At 64.9% G+C, this 22,756-nt stretch carries 19 protein-coding genes; 9 read left to right on the top strand and 10 right to left on the bottom strand.

Annotation, left to right across the window (positions count from 1 at the left end):
* Window positions 1-30: 30 nt before the first annotated feature.
* Window positions 31-1,122, top strand: coding sequence for a Gfo/Idh/MocA family protein (locus BQ7355_RS06175; RefSeq protein ID WP_072415399.1), 1,092 nt, complete (start codon window positions 31-33; stop codon window positions 1,120-1,122).
* Window positions 1,123-1,184: 62 nt separating this feature from the next.
* Here BQ7355_RS06175 and BQ7355_RS06170 read toward each other — a convergent pair whose 3' ends face one another.
* The 4 genes from BQ7355_RS06170 to BQ7355_RS06155 all read right to left on the bottom strand — a co-directional run bounded on the left by BQ7355_RS06170 (window position 1,185) and on the right by BQ7355_RS06155 (window position 4,875).
* A complete protein-coding gene (locus BQ7355_RS06170; RefSeq protein ID WP_072415398.1) occupies window positions 1,185-1,583 on the bottom strand; it encodes a Fur family transcriptional regulator in 399 nt (132 codons plus the stop codon).
* Window positions 1,584-1,706: 123 nt separating this feature from the next.
* Window positions 1,707-2,567: a DegV family protein gene (locus BQ7355_RS06165; protein ID WP_072415397.1), complete on the bottom strand. Its 861-nt coding sequence runs from the start codon at window positions 2,565-2,567 to the stop codon at window positions 1,707-1,709.
* A gap of 78 nt (window positions 2,568-2,645) precedes the next feature.
* Complete coding sequence (locus BQ7355_RS06160) at window positions 2,646-3,092, bottom strand: MarR family winged helix-turn-helix transcriptional regulator (RefSeq protein WP_072415396.1); 447 nt, start codon at window positions 3,090-3,092, stop codon at window positions 2,646-2,648.
* 223 nt (window positions 3,093-3,315) lie between these two features.
* Window positions 3,316-4,875: an L-lactate permease gene (locus tag BQ7355_RS06155; protein ID WP_072415395.1), complete on the bottom strand. Its 1,560-nt coding sequence runs from the start codon at window positions 4,873-4,875 to the stop codon at window positions 3,316-3,318.
* A 265-nt stretch (window positions 4,876-5,140) separates the two neighbouring features.
* Between BQ7355_RS06155 and BQ7355_RS06150 the strand changes: the two genes are divergently transcribed.
* On the top strand, window positions 5,141-6,628 hold the full coding sequence (locus BQ7355_RS06150; RefSeq protein ID WP_072415394.1) for a lipopolysaccharide biosynthesis protein: 1,488 nt from the start codon (window positions 5,141-5,143) through the stop codon (window positions 6,626-6,628).
* 75 nt (window positions 6,629-6,703) lie between these two features.
* Here the strand turns inward: BQ7355_RS06150 and BQ7355_RS06145 are convergent, their stop codons facing one another.
* Window positions 6,704-7,537 (bottom strand): metallophosphoesterase, encoded by an 834-nt coding sequence (locus BQ7355_RS06145; RefSeq protein WP_072415393.1) that lies wholly within the window; start codon window positions 7,535-7,537, stop codon window positions 6,704-6,706.
* 237 nt (window positions 7,538-7,774) lie between these two features.
* On the opposite strand from BQ7355_RS06145, the gene serC reads away from it, so the two are divergent.
* Complete coding sequence (gene serC / locus BQ7355_RS06140; protein ID WP_072415392.1) at window positions 7,775-8,878, top strand: 3-phosphoserine/phosphohydroxythreonine transaminase; 1,104 nt, start codon at window positions 7,775-7,777, stop codon at window positions 8,876-8,878.
* Between the two features lie 179 nt (window positions 8,879-9,057).
* The gene (locus BQ7355_RS06135) at window positions 9,058-10,221 is read left to right on the top strand and encodes a phosphoglycerate dehydrogenase (RefSeq protein WP_072415391.1); all 1,164 of its coding nucleotides are present in this window, start codon (window positions 9,058-9,060) and stop codon (window positions 10,219-10,221) included.
* A gap of 80 nt (window positions 10,222-10,301) precedes the next feature.
* Here BQ7355_RS06135 and BQ7355_RS06130 read toward each other — a convergent pair whose 3' ends face one another.
* Complete coding sequence (locus BQ7355_RS06130; protein WP_072415390.1) at window positions 10,302-11,234, bottom strand: AEC family transporter; 933 nt, start codon at window positions 11,232-11,234, stop codon at window positions 10,302-10,304.
* Window positions 11,235-11,484: 250 nt separating this feature from the next.
* On the opposite strand from BQ7355_RS06130, the gene BQ7355_RS06125 reads away from it, so the two are divergent.
* Window positions 11,485-12,741 carry a DUF1015 domain-containing protein gene (locus BQ7355_RS06125; protein WP_072415389.1) on the top strand — a complete coding sequence of 419 codons (1,257 nt, stop codon included), beginning with the start codon at window positions 11,485-11,487 and terminating at the stop codon, window positions 12,739-12,741.
* Between the two features lie 615 nt (window positions 12,742-13,356).
* Here BQ7355_RS06125 and BQ7355_RS06120 read toward each other — a convergent pair.
* Together BQ7355_RS06120 and BQ7355_RS06115 are read right to left on the bottom strand one after the other, a co-directional pair.
* On the bottom strand, window positions 13,357-13,953 hold the full coding sequence (locus tag BQ7355_RS06120) for a histidine phosphatase family protein (protein ID WP_072415388.1): 597 nt from the start codon (window positions 13,951-13,953) through the stop codon (window positions 13,357-13,359).
* Window positions 13,954-14,187: 234 nt separating this feature from the next.
* Window positions 14,188-17,349: a type III restriction-modification system endonuclease gene (locus tag BQ7355_RS06115; protein ID WP_072415387.1), complete on the bottom strand. Its 3,162-nt coding sequence runs from the start codon at window positions 17,347-17,349 to the stop codon at window positions 14,188-14,190.
* A 78-nt stretch (window positions 17,350-17,427) separates the two neighbouring features.
* On the opposite strand from BQ7355_RS06115, the gene BQ7355_RS06110 reads away from it, so the two are divergent.
* Together BQ7355_RS06110 and BQ7355_RS06105 are read left to right on the top strand one after the other, a co-directional pair.
* A complete protein-coding gene (locus tag BQ7355_RS06110; protein ID WP_072415386.1) occupies window positions 17,428-17,691 on the top strand; it encodes a hypothetical protein in 264 nt (87 codons plus the stop codon).
* Entirely contained in the window at window positions 17,691-17,969 is a 279-nt protein-coding gene (locus BQ7355_RS06105) for a DUF4160 domain-containing protein (protein ID WP_072415385.1), read from the top strand. Before BQ7355_RS06110 ends, BQ7355_RS06105 begins: the two co-directional genes overlap by 1 nt.
* 13 nt (window positions 17,970-17,982) lie before the next feature.
* Here the strand turns inward: BQ7355_RS06105 and BQ7355_RS06100 are convergent, their stop codons facing one another.
* A complete protein-coding gene (locus BQ7355_RS06100; RefSeq protein ID WP_205407573.1) occupies window positions 17,983-19,881 on the bottom strand; it encodes a site-specific DNA-methyltransferase in 1,899 nt (632 codons plus the stop codon).
* A gap of 341 nt (window positions 19,882-20,222) precedes the next feature.
* Here BQ7355_RS06100 and mscL point away from each other — a divergent pair, with 341 nt between their 5' ends.
* Window positions 20,223-20,735, top strand: a complete 513-nt coding sequence (gene mscL, locus BQ7355_RS06095; RefSeq protein WP_072415384.1) for a large conductance mechanosensitive channel protein MscL — start codon at window positions 20,223-20,225, stop codon at window positions 20,733-20,735.
* Window positions 20,736-20,803: 68 nt separating this feature from the next.
* Window positions 20,804-21,316, top strand: coding sequence for a YaiI/YqxD family protein (locus BQ7355_RS06090; RefSeq protein ID WP_072415383.1), 513 nt, complete (start codon window positions 20,804-20,806; stop codon window positions 21,314-21,316).
* Window positions 21,317-21,632: 316 nt separating this feature from the next.
* Here BQ7355_RS06090 and BQ7355_RS06085 read toward each other — a convergent pair whose 3' ends face one another.
* A complete protein-coding gene (locus BQ7355_RS06085) occupies window positions 21,633-22,682 on the bottom strand; it encodes a putative manganese transporter (protein WP_072415382.1) in 1,050 nt (349 codons plus the stop codon).
* Window positions 22,683-22,756 lie beyond the last annotated feature (74 nt).

Genomic DNA, 22,756 nt, shown 5'->3' with positions numbered 1-22,756 from the left:
CGAACGCTTCGAAATAAACGGGGGACAACCATGATCCGCTTCGCCACCGTGGGCACGAGCCCGATCACCGATAACGTCATCGAGGTCATCCACGAGCACCCCGGCGCCACGTTCGTCGGAACCGTCTCGCGCGATGCCGAGCGCGGGGCGCGCTTCACAGCCGAGCATGGCGGCGAGCGCGCGTTCCCGACCGTCGAGCAGGCTGCGTCCGCGCCCGATATCGATGCCGTCTACCTCGGGTCCCCCAACGCCTGCCACGCCGAGCAGGCGCTCGCATGCATCGCCGCGGGCAAGCACGTCCTCATCGAGAAGCCCGTCTGCGCCTGCGCCCGCGAGGCCCGCGAGGTGTTTTCTGCGTCGCGCGCGGCCGGCGTCGTGGCCCTCGAGGCCATGCGCCCCCTGCACGACCCCGCCTTCGCCCGGGCCCACGAGCTCTTCAGCGAGCTTGGCCCCATCCGTCGCGCCTGCATCCGCTTCGGCAAGTACTCGTCCCGCTACGACGACATCCTCGGCGGCCGCCCGAGCAACATCTTCGACTGCGGGCTCGCCAGCGGCGCGCTCATGGATATCGGCGTCTACTGCATCGAGCCGGCGCTCGCCCTCTTCGGAAAGCCGCGGGTAATCGCGGCCTCGGCGGCGCTGCTCGACCCCAGCACCCGTCCGCTCACCCATGGCCCCATCGATGGCGCCGGAGACGCATTGCTGAGCTACGACGGCTTCACCGCCTCGGTGCATTGGTCCAAGATCACCCAGGACTTCGCCTCCACGCAGATCGAGGGAGAGCGCGCGACGCTCACGCTTGACAGCATCTCGATCCCCACCGCGGCGCGCATAGACTACCGAGGAAACGCGGGACGGCAGGACGCCAAGTACTCCGCCGCCGGCGTAGCCGAGCGGACCGAACGCATCGAGCTCCCCCATGTGGCCAACAGCATGTGCTACGAGCTCTCCGACTTCCTCGGCGCCGTCGAGGCCGTGCGGGAGGGCGGGGACATCGAGTCCGCGCCCTGCGGCCCGCTGGGGACGCTCGGACAGCTGCAAGACCTCTCCATCACGGCACTCGAGCTCATGGACGAGATCCGCCGCCAGATCGGCGTGACGTTTCCCGCGGACGCGGCGTAGACGAAGACGGGCGGGTGCCCCGAGAGGCGCCCGCCCGAACGCGATCGGCACGAGGAATCGCCCTATGCGCCCTGAGCCAGCGCGCGGCAGGATGGGCAGACCCCCTCGAACAGCGTGGTGTGACAGCTCACCGCGAAGCCGGTCTCGTCTTCGACCGCGCCGTCCATCAGCGCATCATAGGGCGTCGAGGTATCCGCGACCGAGCCGCACGCGGTGCAGATCACATGGCAGTGTGCGTCGCAGCGCAGATCGAAGCGGTCTCCCCCCGGCGCCTTGATGCACATGATCTCGCCCTGCTCCTGAAGCAGGCGGAGGTTGCGGTAGACGGTGCCACGGCTCACGCGCGGGTCCGCAGCGGACACGTCGCGGTAGATATCCTCGGCACGGGGATGGTCGCAGCGTCCGCGCACGGCCTCCAGAACGAGGGCGCGCTGCCGGGTGTTCCTGCGTTGTACGGCCATGACAACCTCCTTATGCTACTCACTTTGCATCATTTGAGCAGAAAGCGGGAGTCCTGGCAAGCGCTACGACCGCATGCGCCGAATCAGCACAGAAGCGCCCGCGCGGGCGGGCGCTTCACATCGTTAGTCCTGGCGTGCGGGGCGGGTGAAAAACGCCGCGGCGATGGCGCCGGGACCCACATGCGTGCCGATCGTGGAGCCCACGTGGCACACGGGAATCTGCTCGGGGTCGATCTTGCCCTCCCACAGCTCGCGCTGGTCCTCGACGTACTTGCGCAGCAGGCTGTCGGACAGGCCGGAGTAGCCGAGGCAGAACGGCATGCGGAAGTCCACGGCACCGCACTCGTCGATCTCCTTCTTGAGCAGGTTGCGGCCGTTCTTGGACCCGCGGGCGCGGCCGATGACCTCCACCAGGCCCGCGCGCACGGCCACGACCGGCTTGATGGCGAGCATCTCGCCGATGACGCCGACCGCGGCGGGGACGCGCCCGCCGCGACGCAGGTACTCGAGGGTGTCGAGCAGCGCGACCACGCGGATATCGTCGCGGCGCTCCGTGAGCCGAGCGGCGATCTGCGCGGCGTCAAGGCCCTCGTCGACCAGGCTGAGGGCGTAGCGCACGAGAATGTGCTCGCCCACGGTGACGTTACGGCTGTCGACGACGTGGACCGTATCCATCCCCTCGACGGCGGCGAGCGCAGACGCGTAGGTGCCGGACAGGTCGCCCGAGACGGTGACGGCCACGACCTCATCCCCCGCTTCGACGGCGTCGCGGAAGGCCTCCCCGAACTCATAGGGCGTCACCTGGCTCGTGGTGGGCAGCACGTCGCCCTCGACGAGCATCTCGTAGAACCGGTCGGTCGTGATATCCACGCCGTCTCGGTAGATATCCGACCCGAAGGCGACGGTAAGGGGCAGGACGGTGAGCGCAGAATGGAAGCTCGAGGGCAGGTCGCAGGCGGAATCGGCGATGATGCGGACGGACATGTGAACTCCTTGTTCTCACGGATGCGCGGGGCATCGGTCATTACGGGGGGGGATCCCCGCCCAAAGACGTTGGGAGGCTCAGGTGCGAGAAAGGCGGCGAAGGCGGCCCAACGTCTCGTTGAGGACGTCGTACACCCGCTCTCGGTCGCACTCCTCGAACGCGTGCCCCGCCTCGCCGACGACCTCGCAGATGATGTCGAGCAGCGGGACGGTGACCTGGCGGCCGTGCTCGGTGAGGCGCACGAGCGCCCGGTAGCGCGAACCTTCGGAACCGTCGTCGAGCTCGACGATGCCCTCGGATGCGAGATGCGAAAGCGTCCTGGACACCGCGGCGCGGCTTACATCGCAGGCGCGCGCGAGCTCGGAACCGGTCATGCCGTCCGGGCTCTTGACGAGATAGTAGAGGCACATGACGTCGGCGCCCTTGAGTCCCAGGCGCGCCGCCTCGGCCGTCTTGATCCGCTCGATCTCCTTGTGCAGGGCGTTGACGATGCCGACGAAATCCTCGAAGCGCACGGCCTCCATGTATCTCCCGTCTTCGCACTCTTGTTAACGTGTTAACAGTATGGAGCTAAATGTTATCACGTCAACACCTTCATGCGGGGACCACATGCGGCGCGCGCGAAAGCGCGCCCCGGCCGGGCCATGGCAAAGAAACAGCCTCCCATGGCCGCCATCGGGCCATGGGAGGCTGAGGCCTCACCCAAAGCGGCGCATCTCCCGACGAGACAGGAGGGCGGGTCCGGCGCTACAGGAGCAGCGCGCCGCCGATGCCGATGCCGGACATCGCGACGAGGAACCCGAGCACGTAAGGCAGCACCGCGCGCAGCAGCTCGGCGTCCTTGCCCGAGACCCGCACCGCGGCGAGGCCGATCGCAAGGGTCTGCGGAGACAGCATCTTGCCGGCCGCGACGCCGAGGGAGTTGAGCGCGACCATCCAGTACGCGTCGCAGCCCAGCGCGTCCGCCGCCTGCTGCTGGATCGGCCCGAACAGCATGCCCGAGCTGGTGCCGGACCCCGTGACGAAGGCGCCGACCATGCCGATCCAGGGGGCAACGACCGGGAAGAGGCCGCCCGCGACCGCGATGCAGAACGCGGAGATGTCGGAGATCATGCCCGAATACCCCATGACCTTCGCACACCCCAGCACGGAGAGCATCGTGATCACGGTCGGGGCCATCTGCTTCACCGTCGCGACGAGGACGGAAGCCATCTGCGCAGGGCGGGCGCCCTGGATGGCGCCTCCGATCAGCGCGGCGATGAAGATCCAGACGCCCGGGGTGTTGACCCAGGAAAACGTGAGCGTCGCGGGGTCGGGACCGGAGTAGACGGACACCGTGGTCGAGAACCGCACGAGATACGCATTGACGGCAGGCAGCAGCTTGGACGTGCCCATCAGGAACACGAAGATGAGGATGAAGCAGGACCACGCCGTGAGGGCGCGGCGCGCGGTGAGCGGCTCGCCCGTCGCGCACGCGGCGTGAAAGCGCGCGTCCAGGTGACCGGAAGCCTCCGCGCGGCGTCCGAGCAGGGCCGTGACGCCGAGCGAGCAGATGCTGCCCACCACGACCGCGAGCTCGGGACCGACAAAGGTCGCGACCGCGAGCGCGGCGGCGACGAACGATGCCCCCGACGCGAGCGCGATGCCTGCGACGCCGCGCAGGCGCTCGGAGACCGTCGCGCGGCCCTCGGAGCCCGAGCCCGCCACGAGCACGATGAGGAACGGCGCGACGAGGAAGAACGGGGCGAGCTGAAGCATCTGGACCGAGGCGAGGCGAGCGGCGTCGAGGCCGACGAGCCCGGCGAGCGAGACCGTGGGAATGCCGATCGAGCCGTACGGCGTGGGGACGCCGTTGGCGAGCAGGCACATGAGCACGGCGGGAATGGGCGCGAACCCGAGGCCCGCGAGCATGCCCGCGGGGATGGCAACGGCGGTCCCGAAGCCGGCCATGCCCTCCATGAACCCGCCGAAGCACCATGCGATGAGCAGGGCCAGGATACGGCGGTCGCTGGAGATGGAGGTGATCATCTGCCCGATCACGTCCATGGCGCCGGTGCTCACGCACAGGTTGTACGTGAACACGGCGGCGATGATGACGAGCACGATGGGCCACAGCGCCATGAGGAAGCCCTCGAGGCTCGCGGTCGCCACCTGCCCGGCGGGCATGCCCCACCACGCCATGGCGAGCGCGCAGGAGATGACGAACGATCCGATCGCCGCCTTCCATGCCGGCCACCTGAATACGAGCAGCATGACGACCAGCCATAGGATGGGCGCCAGCGCCAAGACGAATGCGATCGGGTTCATGCCCGGTCTCCTCTCCCCCTGAAGACGGACCTCCGCCGCGCAGCCCATGCAGCCCGCAACGAGACGGAAGAAATTTTCTAAAGGCATATGCCTGTATCGAATAGTTTACACAGTTGCGCACGAGAGCTGCACAACGGCGCACATCGTAATACATGGGACCGACCAACGAGCCGTCACGGGCTCGCCCGCGATGCGCAAAGCGACTGAGCCGTCCCGCGCAAGGCGGGTATACTGGCGTGAACGCTATCGAGGATCGAGGCATACCGTGAGCACATCGCCCCTAGACACCCTCCGCGACCGCCTGGAGGCGCACCGTGCCCCCAGCGGCTCCCGGCCGCGCTTTCGCGCCGCCCCCGAGGGCTCCGTTCCCGTGAGCGCGCCGGTCGAGAGCCGGCGGCGCGAACGGCCCCACCGCCCCGGACCGCTTGCGCGCCTCGTCGACATGTGGTGGTCGCGCCTGCTCGCCTCGCTGGGCGAAGGCTCCTTGTCCGATCAGGACGCCGAGTACGACGACGGCATGCCCGTGCGCGACTACATCTGGAACACCGTGGGCACGAGCGTCTGGGGATGCGTATTCCCCGCCCTGACCGTCGTGGCGACGCAACTTGCCGGAGCCGAGGGCGCCGGCATGTTCTCCATGGCGTTCGTCGTGGGCACGCTCATCATGATCGCCGCGAGCTACGGCGTGCGTACCTTCCAGGTGTCCGACCTGGAGGAGACGCACTCGTTCGCCTCGTATCAGGTGAACCGCTGGATCACCGGCGCCCTCGCGCTGCTCGCCGGCGGCCTCTACTGCAGCCTGCGGTCCTACGACGGAACCATGACGACCATCTGCATGGGCGTGTTCGTCTACAAGGCGGTCGACGGCATCGCCGACGTCTACGAGGGGCGCCTGCAGCAGGCCGACAAGCTCTATCTGGCCGGCATCAGCCAGGCCGTGCGCTCGGTGGCGGCGATCGTCTCGTTCAGCGCCCTGCTGTTCGTCTCCCGCAGCCTGCCGGTGGCCTCCGTGGCGATGGCGGTCGCCGCCGTGGCGAGCTTCGTGCTGCTCACCGCCCCGCTGGCGCTGCTCGAGACGGATAAGTCCCGACCGGCGGCCATCGGAGAGGTGCTCGGGCTGCTCGGGCAGTGCCTGCCGCTCGCCGCCGCGCTCTTCCTGTTCAACCTGATCGAGTCCATGCCCAAGTTCGCGATGGAAGGCTCGCTCGCCTACGAGAACCAGCTCTATTTCAACGCGCTCTACTTCCCCGCGCAGGGCATTCTGCTCGCCAGCGGATTCATCTACAAGCCCCAGCTCGTGCGCCTCGCCTCCATCTGGGCGAACCCGCGGAGGCGCCGCACCTTCAGCCTGATCGTGGCGGCCATGCTCGCCGTCGTCGTGGGCATCACCGTGGTCTCCGGGGCATTCATGAGGCTCATCGGGCTCGAGCTCATGAGCTTCATGTACGGGATGGACTTCGAGCGCTTCGCGGGCCTCGCCCTGCTCATGGTCATCGCGGGCGGCGTCACGGCGGGTATCGAGTTTCTCTACGCGATCGTGACGGTCTTGCGGCGCCAGCACGAAATCATCCGGCTGTACCTCATCGCCTTCGCCGCGTCGGCCATCCTTCCCTACCCGCTTGTCTGGCTCTTCGGCCTCACGGGCGCGGTGGTGAGCTATCTCGCCGTGATGTCCCTGCTGCTCGGATTGCTGCTCTGGCGCTATGTCCACATGCGTCGCGACATCGCCCGCGCACTCGACCCGTTCGCCTGACGCCGCAGCACGCCGCAGCGGCCTCGAACCTTGCCGGCAAGAGCCCGAGACCGCAAGCGCCGGACGGCTGGCGCCCTACGCGCCCTCCCCGACCGGGGCGTACCAGCAGCGCAGGTCGTCGAGCCTCATAATGCCCACCTGCCCGAACGGGGCACCCGCGGCGGCGGATGCATCGATGTCGATACGGTCGGCGACGCCGAAGGAGTCGAAGCAGGCCCCCACCTCGACCATGAGCGCACGCTCGTCGCCGTCCAGCACGGGCCCGACGGCGCGCGAGGCGTAACGCCCGAGCAGAACCGAGGGCGTATGCCCGGAGATGACGCGCGGACCCCGGCCGTCCGGGCCGATCAGGCCCGTGGGCTCCTCCCAGAACGGACCACGCGTCCACAGAAGGGTTTCGGGGCTCTGGAGCGCGAGCGCCGCGCGCAGCGCGCCCTCCGACACGTCGCCGTACCCCGCGGCCCCGTCGTGACCGAGCTCGGCGAGCGCGGCGCGCAGGGCGGACGCATCGATACCCGCATGGACCAGGATGTGCACGCGGCCGCCCACCGTGACGGTATCGAAGAGCGGAAGGCGCTCCACCCACGCGAGCAGCTCACCGTACGCCTCGTCGGTGAGTCCGGACAGCCCGGCCAGCGTGGTGGAGCCCCCGTTGCGCTCCCATCCGAGCATGTCCGTGGCGTCGCCGCTCGCAAGCGTGTCGAGCATGATGCGCTCGTGGTTTCCCATGAGGACCCGGCAGGACGGAAGGGACCGCACGATGCGCACGACGCCCAGCGGGTCCGGGCCGCGGTCGACCATGTCGCCCAGGACGCACACGAGGTCGCCCGCCCCCGGGGAGGCGAGCCCGAGCACGCGGTCGAGAGCGCGCGCGTACCCATGGATATCCGAGACCACATATGTCGCCATCGCGACTCCCATCTTTCAACGTCAAGTTGAACGTTATTGTAGCGGCATCACGTGCGCATGGCGAGGATCTTCACATGCGCGCGACGACGACGGGAATGGAGAAGGTCTCGCGCGTCCGCAATCTATGCGAACTGTGTTTCATAATGAATTCCCGCAAACGGGCCCAGCGAACAGATACTTTATTTTGCTAGAGTAATCGAAACTTCGCTCGTCAGACAGATGGAGGCGGCTCAAGCCATGGCACGCGTGCACAATTTCTCAGCCGGACCGGCAGCACTTCCCGTAAGCGTCCTCGCCGAGATCCGGGACGAGCTGCTCGAGTACGGCGATACCGGCATGTCGGTCATGGAGATGAGCCACCGCTCGGCCGCCTACCGCACGATCATCGACGACGCCGAGGCTACGCTTCGGCGCCTTCTCGCCATCCCCGACGCCTATCGCGTGCTCTTCCTGCAGGGAGGCGCGACGCTGCAGTTCGCCGGCATACCGATGAACCTGATGCGCACGGGGCGCGCCGGCTACGTCGTCTCGGGCAACTTCGCGAACAGGGCCTGGCAGGAAGCCCGGCGTTACGGTACGGCCGAGTTGCTCGCCACGAGCGCAGATACCGGGTTCGACCGCATTCCCGACCTCGCACCCGTTACGGAGCGGGCGCGCACAGGCGAGCTCGACTACGTCTACATCTGCGAAAACAACACTATCTTCGGCACGCAGTACCACGAGCTCCCGGAGTGCGGGAGCGCCCCGCTCGTATCGGACGTCTCGAGCTGCTTTCTCTCGCAGCCGCTCGACGTCGAGCGCTACGGGCTCGTCTACGCGGGCGCCCAGAAGAACGCCGGCGCCGCGGGCGTGACGGTGGTCATCGTCCGCGAGGACCTCATCGCCGACGGCCCGGCCCTGCCATGCTGCCCCAGCTACCTCGACTATCGCCTCGAAGCCGAGAAGGGATCCATGTACAACACGCCCAACACGTTCGGCATCTACGTGTGCGGAAAGGTGTTCCGCTGGGTCGAGGAGCTCGGCGGGCTCTCCACCATGCGCGAGCGCAACGCGGCGAAGGCCTCCCTGCTGTACGACCTCATCGACGCGAGCGACCTGTTCCGCGGCACCGCGCAGCGCGACTCGCGCTCCATCGCAAACGTCACGTTCCGCACGCACAGCCCTGAGCTCGATGCCGCATTCATCGCATACGCCGAGGAGCGCGGGATCGTCAACATCAAGGGCCATCGTGTCGCGGGCGGCATGCGTGCCAGCATCTACAACGCCGTGAGCATGGAATCCGTCGAGGCCCTGGCCGCCTGCATGCGCGACTTCGAGCGCACCGCCCCGCGATCTATCTAGGGGCGCACGAGCCCCCGCCATCTTTTGTTCGACTACATTGAGGGCCGAGCGCTCGGGTGGATGGTGAAGTCCGCCGCGAGTTCCGCACGCAAAGGAGAGCCCAGCGGGCCCTCCGCGTGCGCAGGACCGTCCGGGCACCGGGCCCCACCATCCACCCGATAGGGGAAACGAGGACCATCATGCGATACATCAAGACCATCGACGACATCACCAAGGACGGCGCCGTGAACTTCGGCGCCGGCTACGAGCTCGTGGACCGCACCGAGGACGCAGACGCCATCCTCATGCGGTCCACCGACCTGCACGGCTACGAGCTGCCCGAGGGCATCCGCGCCATCGGCCGCTGCGGCGCCGGCGTGAACAACATCCCCGTCGAGGAGTACGCGCGCCGCGGCGTCGTGGTGTTCAACTCCCCGGGCGCCAACTCCAACGCCGTGAAGGAGATCGTGCTCGCCATGATGATCATGTCGAGCCGCGGCATCGTGCAGGCCATGCAGTGGGTGCGCGCCAACGCGGACGACCCCGACATCATGGCGTCCGCGGAGAAGGCCAAGAAGGCCTTCGTGGGCCATGAGCTGCGCGGCAAGCGCGTGGGTGTCGTGGGCCTCGGCAACGTGGGCTCCAAGGTGGCGAACGCCTGCGTCGAGCTCGGCATGGACGTCTTCGGCTACGACCCGTTCATCTCCGTCGAGCACGCATGGGCGCTGAACCGCGAGGTGCAGCGCGTCGGCACCCTCGAGGACCTCTGCCGCGGATGCGACTACCTCACCCTGCACGTGCCCGCCAAGGCCGATACCATCGGCATGATCTCCACCGAGCAGCTCTCGCTGCTCGCGCCCGAAGCGGTGCTCATCAACTTCGCGCGCGAATCCATCATCGACGAGGACGCCGTGGACGCCGCGCTGCGCGAACGGAAGCTCTCCTGGTTCGCCTGCGACTTCGCCACGCCCAAGACGGTGAGGATGCCCAACACCTTCATCACCACCCATTCCGGCGCCGGCACCGTCGAGGCCGAGGCCAACTGCGCGGACATGGCGATCTCCGAGCTCAAGGACTACCTGGAGAACGGCAACATCGCGCACGCCGTCAACTACCCTGCCTGCTCCATGGGCAAAGCCCGCGCGGCGAGCCGCATCGCCTGCCTGCACGCCAACGTGCCCAACATGATCGGCCAGATCACGGCCATCCTGGCGAAAGACAACGCCAACGTCCAGCGCATGGTGAACGAGAGCGCCGGCGAGAACGCGTACACGATGTTCGACACCGACGAGCACCTCGATACGACCACCATCGAGGCGCTGAAGGCCATCCCCTCGATGTACCGCGTGCGCGTGATCAAGTAGCGCGCCCCGCGCCGGCGCGGCGTCGGAAGATGCGGTCGGGTCCGCCGCCCGGACTCCGTCGAGCCGGGCGGCGGACCCGTCTAAAGCACGAGCATGGCGAGCAGCGGTATGGTGACGATCGAGCCGATCACGGACAGGAACATGCCCTGCGTCATGGGCTTGGGATCGACCTCGTACATGAGGCAGTACAGGATGCCGTTGGTGGCCGCTGGCATGGCCTGGCCGAGCACGATGATCGCGAGGATGAACGGCGAGGGGACGAATGGGCCCAACACGACCCACAGCGCCAACGGAACACCGAGAAGCCGCAGTGTCGCGACGGCGTATGCGCGCGGGCTCGTGACCATCTCGCGCACCGAGTACTTCGCCAGCGCGCTGCCGGAGATCAGCAGCGCCGCGGGCGTGGTGAAGGCACCGCACGTGGTCAGGCCCTCCCCCAGCACACCGAGCTCGCTGACCCCGCACAGCGCGAAGGCGAGCACCACCACGCTCGCGAAGAGCATGGGCGTGGCCGCGCGACGGGCGCACGCGCGAAGCACGGAGCGCGCGTCGCCCTCAGGGATCCCCGAGATCATGAGCACGCCGAGGCTGCTCGACAGGATGAACCAGGGGATGTTCGCGATCGCGGCATAGAGGACCGCTCCGGGGCCGAGTATCGCGGAAAGCACCGGGAAACCGATGAACCCGACGTTCCCGAAGGCGATGATGAAGCCCAAGGCACCGCGCGACGCGGCGGGGGCGCGCAGCAGACGAGGGGCCGCGAGCGCGATGGCGACCGCGATGAGGTAGCCGGCGGCAGATAGCCCGAGCAGCGCGGCGAGCTCGGCGGGAGCGGGAAGCTCGCGCCCATCGACCGAGACGAGGATCATGCAGGGCAGCGTGACGTTAATCACCAAACGCGAGAGCCTTCCGTCGAATTCTCCCCCCATGAGGGCAAGCCGGTTGGCGAGGAACCCGATAGCCATCGGGATCGCCAGGACCAGCATCTGCAGGGCGGTGTCGATAAAACTCATGCGCGCGTCCGTATCCTCTCGTCTTGGTGAACCCCAGCATGGTAGCACTCCGCGGCGGCATGCAGTGATTCGAGCCGATGCGACGACGGGCCGTCAGGCTCCATGACGGCGAGGGCGATTCGAGGCCGGCGAGCGGGCATGCGGCCTTTGTTGCGTCCGCGCGACAGCGCGGCCCCCCCGCCGACCGCGCGACGCGACGCGCGTACAATGGATATGCGCGAACCCAGGACCCCGAAGAGAGGACCCCCGCATGAAGGCATTGCCCTTTCCCTGTATACGACCCGTTCCCGAGCATGCGGCCGATGTCGCCGCCCTACCCTACGACGTCTTCGACCGCGCCGAGGCAGCGGCGTACGCGGAGGCCCATCCGCTCTCGTTCCTCAACATCGATCGGCCCGAAACGCAGTTCGGCCCCGAGCAGGACATGTACGCGCCCGAGGTCTACAGGCGCGGCGCGGAGCTCTTGAGGCGACGCATCGATGACGGCGTGTACATCGAGGACGGAAACCGCGCCTACTATATCTACGAGCTCTCTTGGCAGGGCCGTGTTCAGACCGGCATCACGTGCGTGTGCTCGGTTGACGAGTACGAGCAGGGCATCATCAAGCGTCACGAGCTCACCCGCGAAGACAAGGAGCGCGACCGTATCGAGCACATCCGCGCGATCGGATGCCAAACGGGCCCCATCTTCCTCACGTATCGCGACCAGCCCGTGCTCGATATGATCATCGAAGCCGCCAAGACCGCTTCGCCGCTCTACGACTTCACCGACGGCGAGGGCGTGCGCCAGCGCGTCTGGGAGGTCGTGCGCGCCGAGGCCGTCGAGGCCATCGGCGCCATGCTCGACCAGGTTCCGTGCGCCTACATCGCCGACGGGCACCACCGCACGGCGAGCGCCATGCGGGTCGCCCGAGAGCAACGGGACGCCGCTCGCGCAGCGGGCACCTTCACCGGCAAGGAGCCCTTCAACTTCTTCCTCGCCGTGCTGTTCCCCGCGAGCCAGCTCACCATCCTTCCCTACAACCGCGTCGTTGCGGACCGCCGCGGCATGACGGCAAACGAACTATGCGAGCGCGTCCGCCAGGCAGGATTTGCCGTCGAGCGCGCCGACGGGCCGGTCGAGCCGCAAGCCCCCGGCCGCATGGGAATGTATTGCGAGGGTACGTGGTATACGCTGGACGCCTCGGAAGACCTGGTGCGCGGCGCCGTCGACCCCGTGGCCGTGCTCGACGTGACCTTGTTGCAAAAACATGTGCTCGAGCCGATCCTGGGCATCGGCGACGTGCGCAACGACGCACGCATCGACTTCGTCGGCGGAATCCGCGGGACCGAGGAGCTCGAGCGCCGCGCAGGCACAGACGGCGTCGCGTTCTCCATGTGCGCGACCTCCGTCGGGCAGCTGCTCGACGTCGCCGACGCCGACCTGCTCATGCCCCCCAAGTCCACGTGGTTCGAGCCCAAGCTCCGCAGCGGCCTGTTCATTCACCGCATCGCCCCCAAGCGGTAGCGAATGATGTTCGTTGACCGCACAGCGGTCTAGCTGTTGCGGTCCCAACCCGCCATCGCGTCGGATGCGACCATGCGGACAAGCCGTGATGGGTCCAGCGTCGCCTGCTGGACCCATCGTTTTCCCAAAAATCCCCTCTCGATCCGCCTGGGGTGGGTTATATTTTAGTGTGAAGCGGCGAAGGTGGCATGAAATTGCGTCGAGTCGGTACCGGGGCGAGCTCTAACGCCTTGCATCGCGCTCCACACGGGCAATCTGCCGCACAACTAGAGTCAGATGGCGGTTAGCACAATGTTTTATATTGCTCTATAACGTGATGGAGGGGCACTCGATACCGACTCGGCGCTATTCCATGCCACCCTCAGCCAATTTCGTTTATTTATAATACCCTTTTGTCATTAGGTGTAGCTTTTCAAGGGTGAGCCCGCGATAGCATCCCATCAGGCACCAACTTGCACGCCCGCGTGCGGGTATCCAATCGTAGGCAACCTTTACGCGCACCTCTATGCACATTCTGGCCGGACACGCAGGCTCCATGGACACAACGGGTCGCGAATAATGTTCGATCCGCACCTCGGATCCACATCCGACAGACCCTTCAGCGAAAGGGATGGCCTACAGCTCCTCGCCCAGGGCGGCGGCGATATCAACCTGCTCGAGCACATCTTGAAGCGCAAAGGCGCCATCTTCATACACGAACCGCATGATGCTGCAATTGCCGGGAACATGCCCGTGACCGTATCCGCGGTCGGGCGCCCAGCGCGTAAGGAACTCGCGGCAAGCGGAGCCGTGGCTGACCGCCAGCACGCGCTCGCCCTGCACGCGCCCCATGATCTCCTCCATCGCCGTGCAGACGCGCTCCCGAACATCGAGCTGCGCCTCACCGCCGTAGGGCACGAAGAAATCTCCCCAAGGGAACGCCGGCATAAGGCTCACGCGCTCGCCCTCGAAGGCACCGAATCCCCATTCGCGCAGGCCCTCAATGCGCTCGTACGGCATGTCTACGATGTACTCGATCGTCTGCTGCGTACGCGTGAGCGTAGAGGTGAAGGCAGCGTCAAACGTTATGCCCCGCAGGGCAAAGTACCGACCGATTCGAGCGGCCTGTTCACGCCCGAGCTCGGTGAGCGGAGCATCACACCAACCCTGGATCACGCGCTTCTCGTTGAACATCGTCTGCCCATGGCGGACGAGATAGAACTCTTGCGGCACGGTGCCTGCCTCCCTGTATTGGACTTTACTTCGGCCAAACGACCGACCGGAGAATTGTAACACCCCAAAGGGGCAACGAGACGTTCGTGAAATGGTGACAAGGAACTATAGATGAGCATGGGCCTTCGGACTCCCTTGCCCCTTGATTGAGTCGCAAACACAAGGCGCTGCTCCTAGGATAGAGGGAGAGATGTTGCCCGTTGGATTTCAATCCCAACGAAGCACTCCAATGTTCTACCGCATCACCTTGTCCATCAACTCCTCGTAGGCGCTCACGAAGTCGTAGCGCACGTCGTCCTCGCCCAGCTGCTCAAAGAGCTTGCGAGCGCACCTGATCTTCGCCTTCTCGACTCCCTTGAGGTTGAGGGACTGCAGCGACCCCTTGGTCTCCGCCACGAAGAAGATATGCTTCACCGATCCCTCGTTGAAGGCGATGGCCCAGTCGGGCGCGTAGTCACCGACCGGCGTGGGAATCTTAAACGAGCGCGGTAGGTGCGCGAAGGCGCACACGTCGGCCGACTCCTCGAGGTCCCGGGCGAACTTCCGCTCGATATCGCTGTCGAGGACCGTCCAGTCCTGCACGCCCTTGCTCGAAGTGAGCAGCGCTCGCGACAAGCCCTCGGGCATGTCCTCGGCAAAAATCTCCGCGGCGTCGTACTCGCCCGCCACGCGGTTGTAGCGAATGTGCTCCACCACCATGCGCGCCTTCTCGTCAACGATGAGAGTAGCCGTCTTGACGATGAATTCCTCGGGATTCACGCGGAACATGGCGAACCGATCCGGCGCGATGCCCGCCAGGATGCTCGCCGCGCTACTGCGCGTGATACGCGCATGATCGGCCACCTCGCCCACCAGGTCATACGCCACATTCGACACGGCGCCGGCATCGACTGCGAGCGCGTGCGACACGGCACCGGTAAAGCCATCAGAGCCCTCGAGTTGCTCGCGCGTCGCCTCAGCGCGTTGCAAACCCTGCTTGAGCCTATAGCGGGGTGTCGACACGGAGAGGTTGGCGTTGATGTTTGCCACGGCGTTTCGACGCAGCTCCTCGGAATCGAACTCCACCGTGTAGGCATGCTTATGGTTGATGCGCGCCCACAGCTGCTGGAACTCCCGCTTATGGAAGTTATCGTTGAGCTTGTTCGCAGCAACCTTGACCTCGAAGCCGTTTTGAATCTTGATGCTCGAATCCTCCGCGCTGCGCACGATGCGCTCGATCTGCGGCAAGAAGCCATCCAGATGCTCGGGGATGCTGCCGTCGGGCAAATGCTCCATGCAGCCCTCGCTGAAGGCATCCGTGAGCTTGCCATGCGCATCCACGAAGCCGCCGCGCACCAGGGCATACATGATGTCGTCGGCGTCGGCCGCGGTAAGGGTGTACTCGGTCGCACCGTCGCTCACCACCGCGCCCTCGAACAGCTTGTGCTCCACCCGGCGCGGGCGCTCGCGCAGCTCGTTGGCGGTCTCGGTCTGCAGGGACTTCACAAAGCTGTCGTATCCCTCCGAGGCGATCACCGTGAGCAGGTTGACCGCATGCACGCCGTCGCGCCCCAGCAGCGCCGCATCCTGGCGCGTGCCGTTTTGGTCCACGCACAGGCGCAGGCCGCGGCCGACCTCCTGGCGCTTGGAGATATCGGAGTCTCCTGAGCTCTTGAGCGTGCAGATCTGGAACACGTTGGGGTTGTCCCAGCCCTCGCGCAAGGCGGAGTGCGAGAAGATGAACCGGCACGGCTCCTCAAAGGAGAGCAAGCGCTCCTTGTTCTTGAGGATGAGGTCGTAGGCGGCCACGGCGTCCTCGCCCTCGGCGAACTCGCTGCCGCGCTTGAGCTTGCTGTTGCATGCCCGCCCCTTCTTGTCGATGGAGAAGTATCCCTTGTGGACCTCATGCGCATCGAAGCTCCGCAGGTAGCGCAGGTACGCCGGGTCGTACGCGTCGTCGAGCGTGGGCGCAGCCGTGCGCTCGGCGATGGCGCGAGCGTACTCCTCCTCGAAGATGCGGCCGTACTCCCCCACGCCCTCGTTGCCGTCCTCGTTATACACGCGGTACTTGGCCACCTCGTCGATAAAGAAGAGCGAGAGGCACTTGATCCCCTGGCGGAACAGCACCTCCTCCTTTTGCAGGTGCGACGCGATGGTCTCGCGAATCTGGATGCGGCGCAGATCCTCCTCTGCAGCATCGTTGGCCACCTGGCCGCGATAGAGCCGCTCGTGGTTGTCGAACTCCACATAGCCGGTCTGGCCGTTCTGGTCCGGCACGATGCGCAAGATGCGGTAGCCGTGCGCGTAGGTCTCGAGCTCGCCCGAGGCTTGGTAGATGTTGTCCAGCTCATCGAAGGTGCGCGTCGTGCGCTTGAGCGAGCCGCTTTTGAGCTGCTGGGTGAACTCGATCACCGCGCGCGGGGGCCGCGTGGGGCTCACATGGATGTCCTGCAGGTACACGTAGCCGTCCGTACCGCGCATACCCACCATCTCGATGCCCTTGACCTCGATGCGCTTGACCAGGCGCTCGTTGTAGGCATCCAGCGGATCGAGGGCGAACACCGCGTTGTGGCGCTCCTTGTGCGTGGCGGAGTAGTTGAGGGAAAACGGCGGGTTGAACTGCTGCATGGCCTTGCGCGTGGCACCCGTCTTCTTACCCATCTTCTGCGGCTCGTCGATGATGAGGATGGGGTTGGTGGCGGAGAGCACGTCGATGGGACGTCGGCTGCCGAAGTCGTCGCGCTCGGAGAACATGATGCGCGCCGTCTTGTCGCCGCCGCGGCCCTCCTTGTTCTTGGACGCGTCGAAGGCGTTGAACGCCTGCATGTTGATGACCATGACGGAGATGTCTGCACGGCTGGCGAAAGAATCGATCTCGTTTAAGCGACTCGAGTTGTACACGAAGGCCCACAGCTGCTTGCCGTAGCGCTCGTGGAAGTGCTTGGCCGTAATCTGGAGCGACTTGGCCACGCCCTCGCGGATGGCGACGCTCGGCACCACGATGATGAACTTGGACCAGCCGTAGCGCGCGTTGAGCTCGAACATGGTCTCGGTGTAGACGTAGGTCTTACCGGTACCCGTCTCCATCTCCACGTCGAGCTCCACAGCGCCCAGGTCGTGGTGCAGCTCGGCGGAGACGGGGACGCCGTTCTTGCGCTGGGACTTCTTCACGTTGTCGAGCAAGTCGGAGCCGGACAGGCGCAGCGGGGCGTTGCGAAAGCCCGAGCCGTCATCGGTCACTGCACCGTCGGCGGAGTCGATGATGCCGAGCGTCCCCTGGCCGCGCTTGTCGACGGAGCCCGTACCCACATCGCGCAGGTAGGACTGCGCCTCGATCTTTGGCTGGCCGTCGAAGACCTTCACCACGGCATCGGCCGCACGCGTCTGGTAATCGAGGACGGTAAACTTGAATTCCATGAAAGAGCCAATCTGCCTGTTGAACCCGTTGGGTACAATGAACTTGATGAACGAAGAGCAAAGTGGAGGTCAAAGTACATGTGGAATTACGCTGAGTTTCCCGACGGAACTTGTATCGCCTATTCGAACCTTCAAGACGACGGCACCATCAGAATTGCCGTAGAGCGCCCTCGTGACGGTGGATTTGACGAGGCGCACTGCCTCATGCCCGTATACCGTTGGACGGGCGTAGACGGCTTCACGGACGATGAGCTCTCCGACCTCAAAGAGTTCCTCCGCGACAACGCGCCCCTCATCTTCGAGCTTTCCGAAGCCCCGTACGATGAGAGGCTGACCGCGTAATGCCGCAAGTTTTTACTTTTGGCCGGTACCTTCTCTACTTCTGGACCGGGGAAGATGCCGAGCCCGTTCATATTCATGTAACGGTCAAGCGCCCGGAGAAAAACGCCACGAAATTCTGGCTGCTCTCCGATGGCGGATGCCAGCTCGCAAGCAACACGAGCGACATTCCGTCCAAGGATCTGAATAAGCTTGCCAAGGCCATCACGCTGAATCATCAGCGCATCTGCAAGGCTTGGTGCGAGACGTTCGGCTCCGAGAACCTTCACTTCATCGATTAGATTCGACACCCCCTTACACCACCCGGGTCTTGGTCTCGGGGCTTAACGTCTTGAAGATCTCCTCGAAGTTGGCCAGCGCGTCGTCGCCCGTGAAGGACGCGTCCCGCAGAACCGCCCACGCGGGCTCGCGCTGCGCCATAGCACGAACAACGTCCTCGGGCACCTCGCAGTCGAAGCACGCAACCAGCGTGTCGTCGTCCACGGAGTAGACGGTCTTGCCGCAGATGTCGAACGAGTCGATGCGCGCGGTGTAGGGGATCTCCAGCTTGGGAAACAGCTGGAAGAGGATATCCTCCGGCGTGCGACCGGGCTTGACGTTGTCCGCTAGGCTGAAGAGCGCGTCTTGGCACAGCGTGTCGGGCGTGCGCTGGACATCTTCGAAGTTGGACGAGTCGATCTTGAGCACACGGAAGCCGATATCAGGCACGCGCTTAGGCTCCTCGCCGAGCTTAAGCTGCGCGTTGGACTCCTCCACCTCGGATGCGATCTTGGCACCCGCGCGGCGGATGCGCTCCTTGCCAATCTCGCAGATGTTCTTGTAGCCGGCTTTGGCGGCCTCGGACTTCTCGTCGCACACCTCGGGCAGCTGCACCATGATGAACTTGCGGCTACCGCCGTCCTCGGCGTTGAGCTGCATAACAGCGTGAGCAGTCGTGGCCGAGCCGGAAAAGAAGTCGAGAACGATAGAACTGTCCAAACCTCCCATTTGAATACATCTAGACAAAAGTGCAACAGATTTTGGCGACTGGAAAAGTTTGTCCTTCGCATCAAACAGGGAATTAAAATCTGCCTGGCCCTTATCGGTCGTTATCTCCAAATCCGACCAAAGTGATTTTACCTGCTTGAATACATTTTTACCGTCATCGGAAGTAGCCCAGGCCTTCCGATATATTTTCCAGCAATCACCGACTTGACGCGCGACCAAATCTGAAATTTCCTGCCGCGACTTCTCCTTGCCCCACGTCCAACAACCCTCAAAGCCATCGGGCCATATTGGATAAACAGGAATTAAATCCGGGTCATCATCAATGGACACAAGCCCGTTCTCAGAGACATAAAGCGGGTAGTATAAATTGGGCCTGTTAAACTTCCCAAACGAACGGTGAGTGTTCCTCAACTCAAGCAGTCGGTATCTTCTGCCGTTTTCGATTTCTGGATAATCGGCAGCCACTTCCTCATCGGTTTTTCGAATTGAAACCGCGCCCGGTTCAAGACTTCGTTTCGAAAAAATAAGCAAAGACTCATGGCAGGTTGCAACGTATTTGTCTTGATTTCTGCCCCTTGGATTATTGAGAGCAGCAATACAGGAAATAAAGAACCCTTGGCCAAAGACCTCATCCATGATTCTTTTGGCATTCCACACTTCGTTGTCATCAATCGAAATGAAGATGACGCCATCCTCGCTCAGCAGATCCCTTGCCAACACAAGCCGGGGGTACATCATCGAGCACCAGTCGGAGTGGAACTTACCGTTGGACTCGTTATTCACCTTGTAAGCGGCATCGAGGACGTTACCATCCTCGTCGAAGGCACCGCTCTCGGCACGCTCCTCCTCGGCAGTGTGGGCAAAAGTGTCGTTGTACACGAAGTCATGACCGGTGTTATACGGCGGATCGATGTAGATCATCTTGATCTTGCCGGCGTAGGTCTCGCGCAGGATCTTCAGGGCGTCGAGGTTATCGCCCTCGATGTAGAGGTTCTCCGTGGTGTCCCAGTTAACGCTCTCATCCACGCAGGGGCGCATGGTCTTGTCGATAGGGCGAATCGCCTCGGCGCGGGCCTTCTGCTTGCCGGGCCAGGTGAACTGGTAGCGCTCGCGCTTGTCCTCGGCGATATCGCCCACGTGAGCCTTGAGCGCCTCGACGTCAATGCTATGACGTACGCTGCCGTCCTCGTCCAACACCTCGGTCACGATATCCGGAAACAGCTCCGCCAGCTTGGCAACGTTCTCCGCGGCGATATCCGCCGTCCGCAGGTCTACCTTCTCAAGGGAAGAGCCGCATTGAACGACCCCCCCCCGAAATTCTCTTCGGGGTTCAGCATAGACGACTCCTCGTGATATGAATTTGCAACCCCGATTGTATCGGCGATAGAACACCCAGGCAACCAGAGACGCCCCTACGCTTCCGGCGATCAGGACGGCCGCACAGCAAGCCGATACACGTCTTCAACCCACCCGAACTTGCCTATAGTGGTCTTACCGAGACAACTAATACCGCCGCATGGCCGCGCGCCACACGAAAGGAGCCCCAAATGGCATTCAGGAACATCGCCAAGGAATTCCAGGAGTTCATCAACCGCGGCAACGTGATGGACCTGGCCGTCGGCGTCATCATCGGCGGAGGGTTCACCGCCGTGGTCAACTCGCTCGTGGGCGACGTTATCCAGCCGCTCATCTCGTTCGTCACGGGCGGCGGCACCGAGGTCCCCGGTCTCGCGCTCGACCTCAACGGAAACGTCGTGAACTTCAGCGCCTTCATCAGCGCTATCATCAACTTCCTCATCACCGCCGCCGCCGTGTTCGCCATCGTGAAAGCCCTCAACAAGCTCAACGAGATCAAGGAGGCCGCAGCGCCCAAGGCGGGACTCGCCAAGGGCGCGACAGAGGAGGCCGCGCCCGAACCGCGCGTCTGCCCCTTCTGCCGCCAGCAGATCGACGAGGCGGCCACGCGCTGCCCCCATTGCACGAGCAAGCTCGCCGGCTACCGCAACGACGCAGAAGGGCCGCTGGATGTAGACACGAGCGGGACGTGCGCACGTTCATGATAAGAGCCCTCCGGAAGCCCCTTGAACTGCGCAAGCCTATATAGATGCAACCTCATAAGGAGATCCCCATGCCCACCCTCATCATCGATGCCGACGCATGCCCCGTCACCCGCGAGGCCCTCGCCTGCGCGCGCTCGGCACGCATCCCCGTGCTGATCGCCGGCAACTCCACGCAAAACCTTGCCCGGCGCATCCGGCGGGACGACCCGCGCGATCCCGAGCACGCTCGCGGCCGCGACGCCACGCACCCCGGGTTCTGGGCGGATACGCTCGACGTCTCGTGCGGGTCCGACAGCGCCGACTTCGCGATCGTCGAGCGCCTGCAGCCGAACGACGTGGTGGTAACACAGGACATCGGCCTCGCCAGCATGGTGCTGGGGCGCGGCGCGGCGGCCATCGGCATGCGCGGGCACGTGTACAGCAAGGCCACCATCGATATGCAGCTGTTCATTCGGCATGAAGAGAAAAAGGTGCGCCGTGCGGGCGGTCGCACCCAGGGTCCCGCCGCGTTCACCGATGACGACCGGGAGCGCTTCCGCCGCAACCTCGTGCAGCTTCTAAACGAAGCGCTGAACCGCTAAGCGCGACCTCAAGCGCGAAGTAAGGACTCGAAGCGGGTGCCGTGCCGTTCACGCGCCCACACCCACGCGCCCAAATGCAAACAAGGCCTCGGCACCGCTTCCGGTACCGAGGCCTCATCCGTAGGACTCTAAATTCAAACCGGCTGCCAGACGGCAAGGGTCGCCGGCACAAGCCCGCCAACCGAAGGCGAGCCGCCGAGCCGGGACGCGTCCCCCAACGGAAAGGCGGGTCTCAACCGAAACCGGCCCTCAAACTCGCTCCATCCCCCACAGCGCAGCCGAAGCCGGCATTCGGAATCGGCTCAAGCCAGCGCCGTCACAGCCCCAACGCGGCGAGGACAAGCCCCCACAGCGCGGCGATGCAATAGATCCCGACCACGATCACGATGTTCTCGCGCGGATGGCGGTTGGTCCGGAACAGCACCAGGTACCCCACGCCGGCAGAGGTGAGCAGGCCCGCCATGAGCGGTGCGAACGACAGCACGCCCTCAAGATAAAGCTGCGTGATGACGACGCTCGCCGCGCAGTTGGGCACGAGCCCCACCAGCGCCGAAGCGAAGACCGCGAGCAGCGGGTTGCCCGAGAGGAACGCCTCGAGCGCCCCCTCCCCCACCGTTTCGAGCACCGCGACGAGCGCCATGGAGACCAGCAGGATGAAGACCGTCACCTGCACGGTGTGTGACAGAGCGCTCAGAAGGATCGCGCGGACCTTGCCGCCGCCGGACCCGTCGTGATGGTCATGCCTTTCGTGCCCGTGATCGTGCGCTCCGTGGCCGCAGCCGTGCGTGTGCTCATGGTGGTGGTCGTGACCGCATCCGCAGTGGTCTTGCTCGCATAGTCGGCAGATATGCTCGGCGTCCTCGCCTCCCTCCGCCATCTGCTCGACGACATCGGTCTCCACGCCGTCGCGCCGCACCCCCAGCACCGTTCGACGCAGCAGGGCGTGCACGCGCGCGTTATGCCGCAAAGCGCGGATAGCAAGATCCACGACGATGCCTGTGACCAGCGCGATCGCCACCTTGCCGCCAAGAATCGCGATCAGCTGCCCAGCGTCGATGCGCTCCGCGACGAGCATGGGCAGCATCTCGTCGGAAGTTGAGAGGAACACCGCCACGAGGGTGCCGAGCGTCACCACGCGCCCGGCGTACAGCGTGGCCGCCATGGCCGAGAATCCGCATTGGGGGACCACGCCCAACAGCGCGCCCACGACCGGCCCCGCGCCGCCGGCACGGCGCACCGCGTCGTTAGCGCGCCCGCCCGCGGCGTGCTCCAGGGCCTCGAGCGCAAGATACGTGATGAACAGGAACGGAATGAGCGCGACGGTATCTTCGAGCGCGTGCTCGACGATATGAACGATGAACTCCACGACGGGGTGCTCCTAACCGGTCGGATTGCTTCGATGGACGCCTGGCCGCGCATGCAGGATGTTTGAGCAAATCC

Source organism: Collinsella phocaeensis, assembly GCF_900119895.1.
In the GTDB taxonomy this organism is placed as follows: domain Bacteria; phylum Actinomycetota; class Coriobacteriia; order Coriobacteriales; family Coriobacteriaceae; genus Collinsella; species Collinsella phocaeensis.
The sequence above is the reverse complement of the archived record's forward strand: the minus strand, read 5'-3'. Positions and strand labels throughout refer to the sequence as shown.

Bases quoted from the DNA above. Each gene is read 5' to 3' on its own strand.
- BQ7355_RS06165 (WP_072415397.1), bottom strand. From the start codon at position 2,567: ATGTCCGTCCGCATCATCGCCGATTCCGCCTGCGACCTGCCCTCGAGC.
- BQ7355_RS06160 (WP_072415396.1), bottom strand. From the start codon at position 3,092: ATGGAGGCCGTGCGCTTCGAGGATTTCGTCGGCATCGTCAACGCCCTG.
- mscL (WP_072415384.1), top strand. From the start codon at position 20,223: ATGGCATTCAGGAACATCGCCAAGGAATTCCAGGAGTTCATCAACCGC.
- BQ7355_RS06110 (WP_072415386.1), top strand. From the start codon at position 17,428: ATGTGGAATTACGCTGAGTTTCCCGACGGAACTTGTATCGCCTATTCG.
- BQ7355_RS06135 (WP_072415391.1), top strand. From the start codon at position 9,058: ATGCGATACATCAAGACCATCGACGACATCACCAAGGACGGCGCCGTG.
- BQ7355_RS06090 (WP_072415383.1), top strand. From the start codon at position 20,804: ATGCCCACCCTCATCATCGATGCCGACGCATGCCCCGTCACCCGCGAG.
- BQ7355_RS06170 (WP_072415398.1), bottom strand. From the start codon at position 1,583: ATGGCCGTACAACGCAGGAACACCCGGCAGCGCGCCCTCGTTCTGGAG.
- BQ7355_RS06145 (WP_072415393.1), bottom strand. From the start codon at position 7,537: ATGGCGACATATGTGGTCTCGGATATCCATGGGTACGCGCGCGCTCTC.
- BQ7355_RS06130 (WP_072415390.1), bottom strand. From the start codon at position 11,234: ATGAGTTTTATCGACACCGCCCTGCAGATGCTGGTCCTGGCGATCCCG.
- serC (WP_072415392.1), top strand. From the start codon at position 7,775: ATGGCACGCGTGCACAATTTCTCAGCCGGACCGGCAGCACTTCCCGTA.
- BQ7355_RS06175 (WP_072415399.1), top strand. From the start codon at position 31: ATGATCCGCTTCGCCACCGTGGGCACGAGCCCGATCACCGATAACGTC.
- BQ7355_RS06155 (WP_072415395.1), bottom strand. From the start codon at position 4,875: ATGAACCCGATCGCATTCGTCTTGGCGCTGGCGCCCATCCTATGGCTG.
- BQ7355_RS06115 (WP_072415387.1), bottom strand. From the start codon at position 17,349: ATGGAATTCAAGTTTACCGTCCTCGATTACCAGACGCGTGCGGCCGAT.
- BQ7355_RS06125 (WP_072415389.1), top strand. From the start codon at position 11,485: ATGAAGGCATTGCCCTTTCCCTGTATACGACCCGTTCCCGAGCATGCG.
- BQ7355_RS06105 (WP_072415385.1), top strand. From the start codon at position 17,691: ATGCCGCAAGTTTTTACTTTTGGCCGGTACCTTCTCTACTTCTGGACC.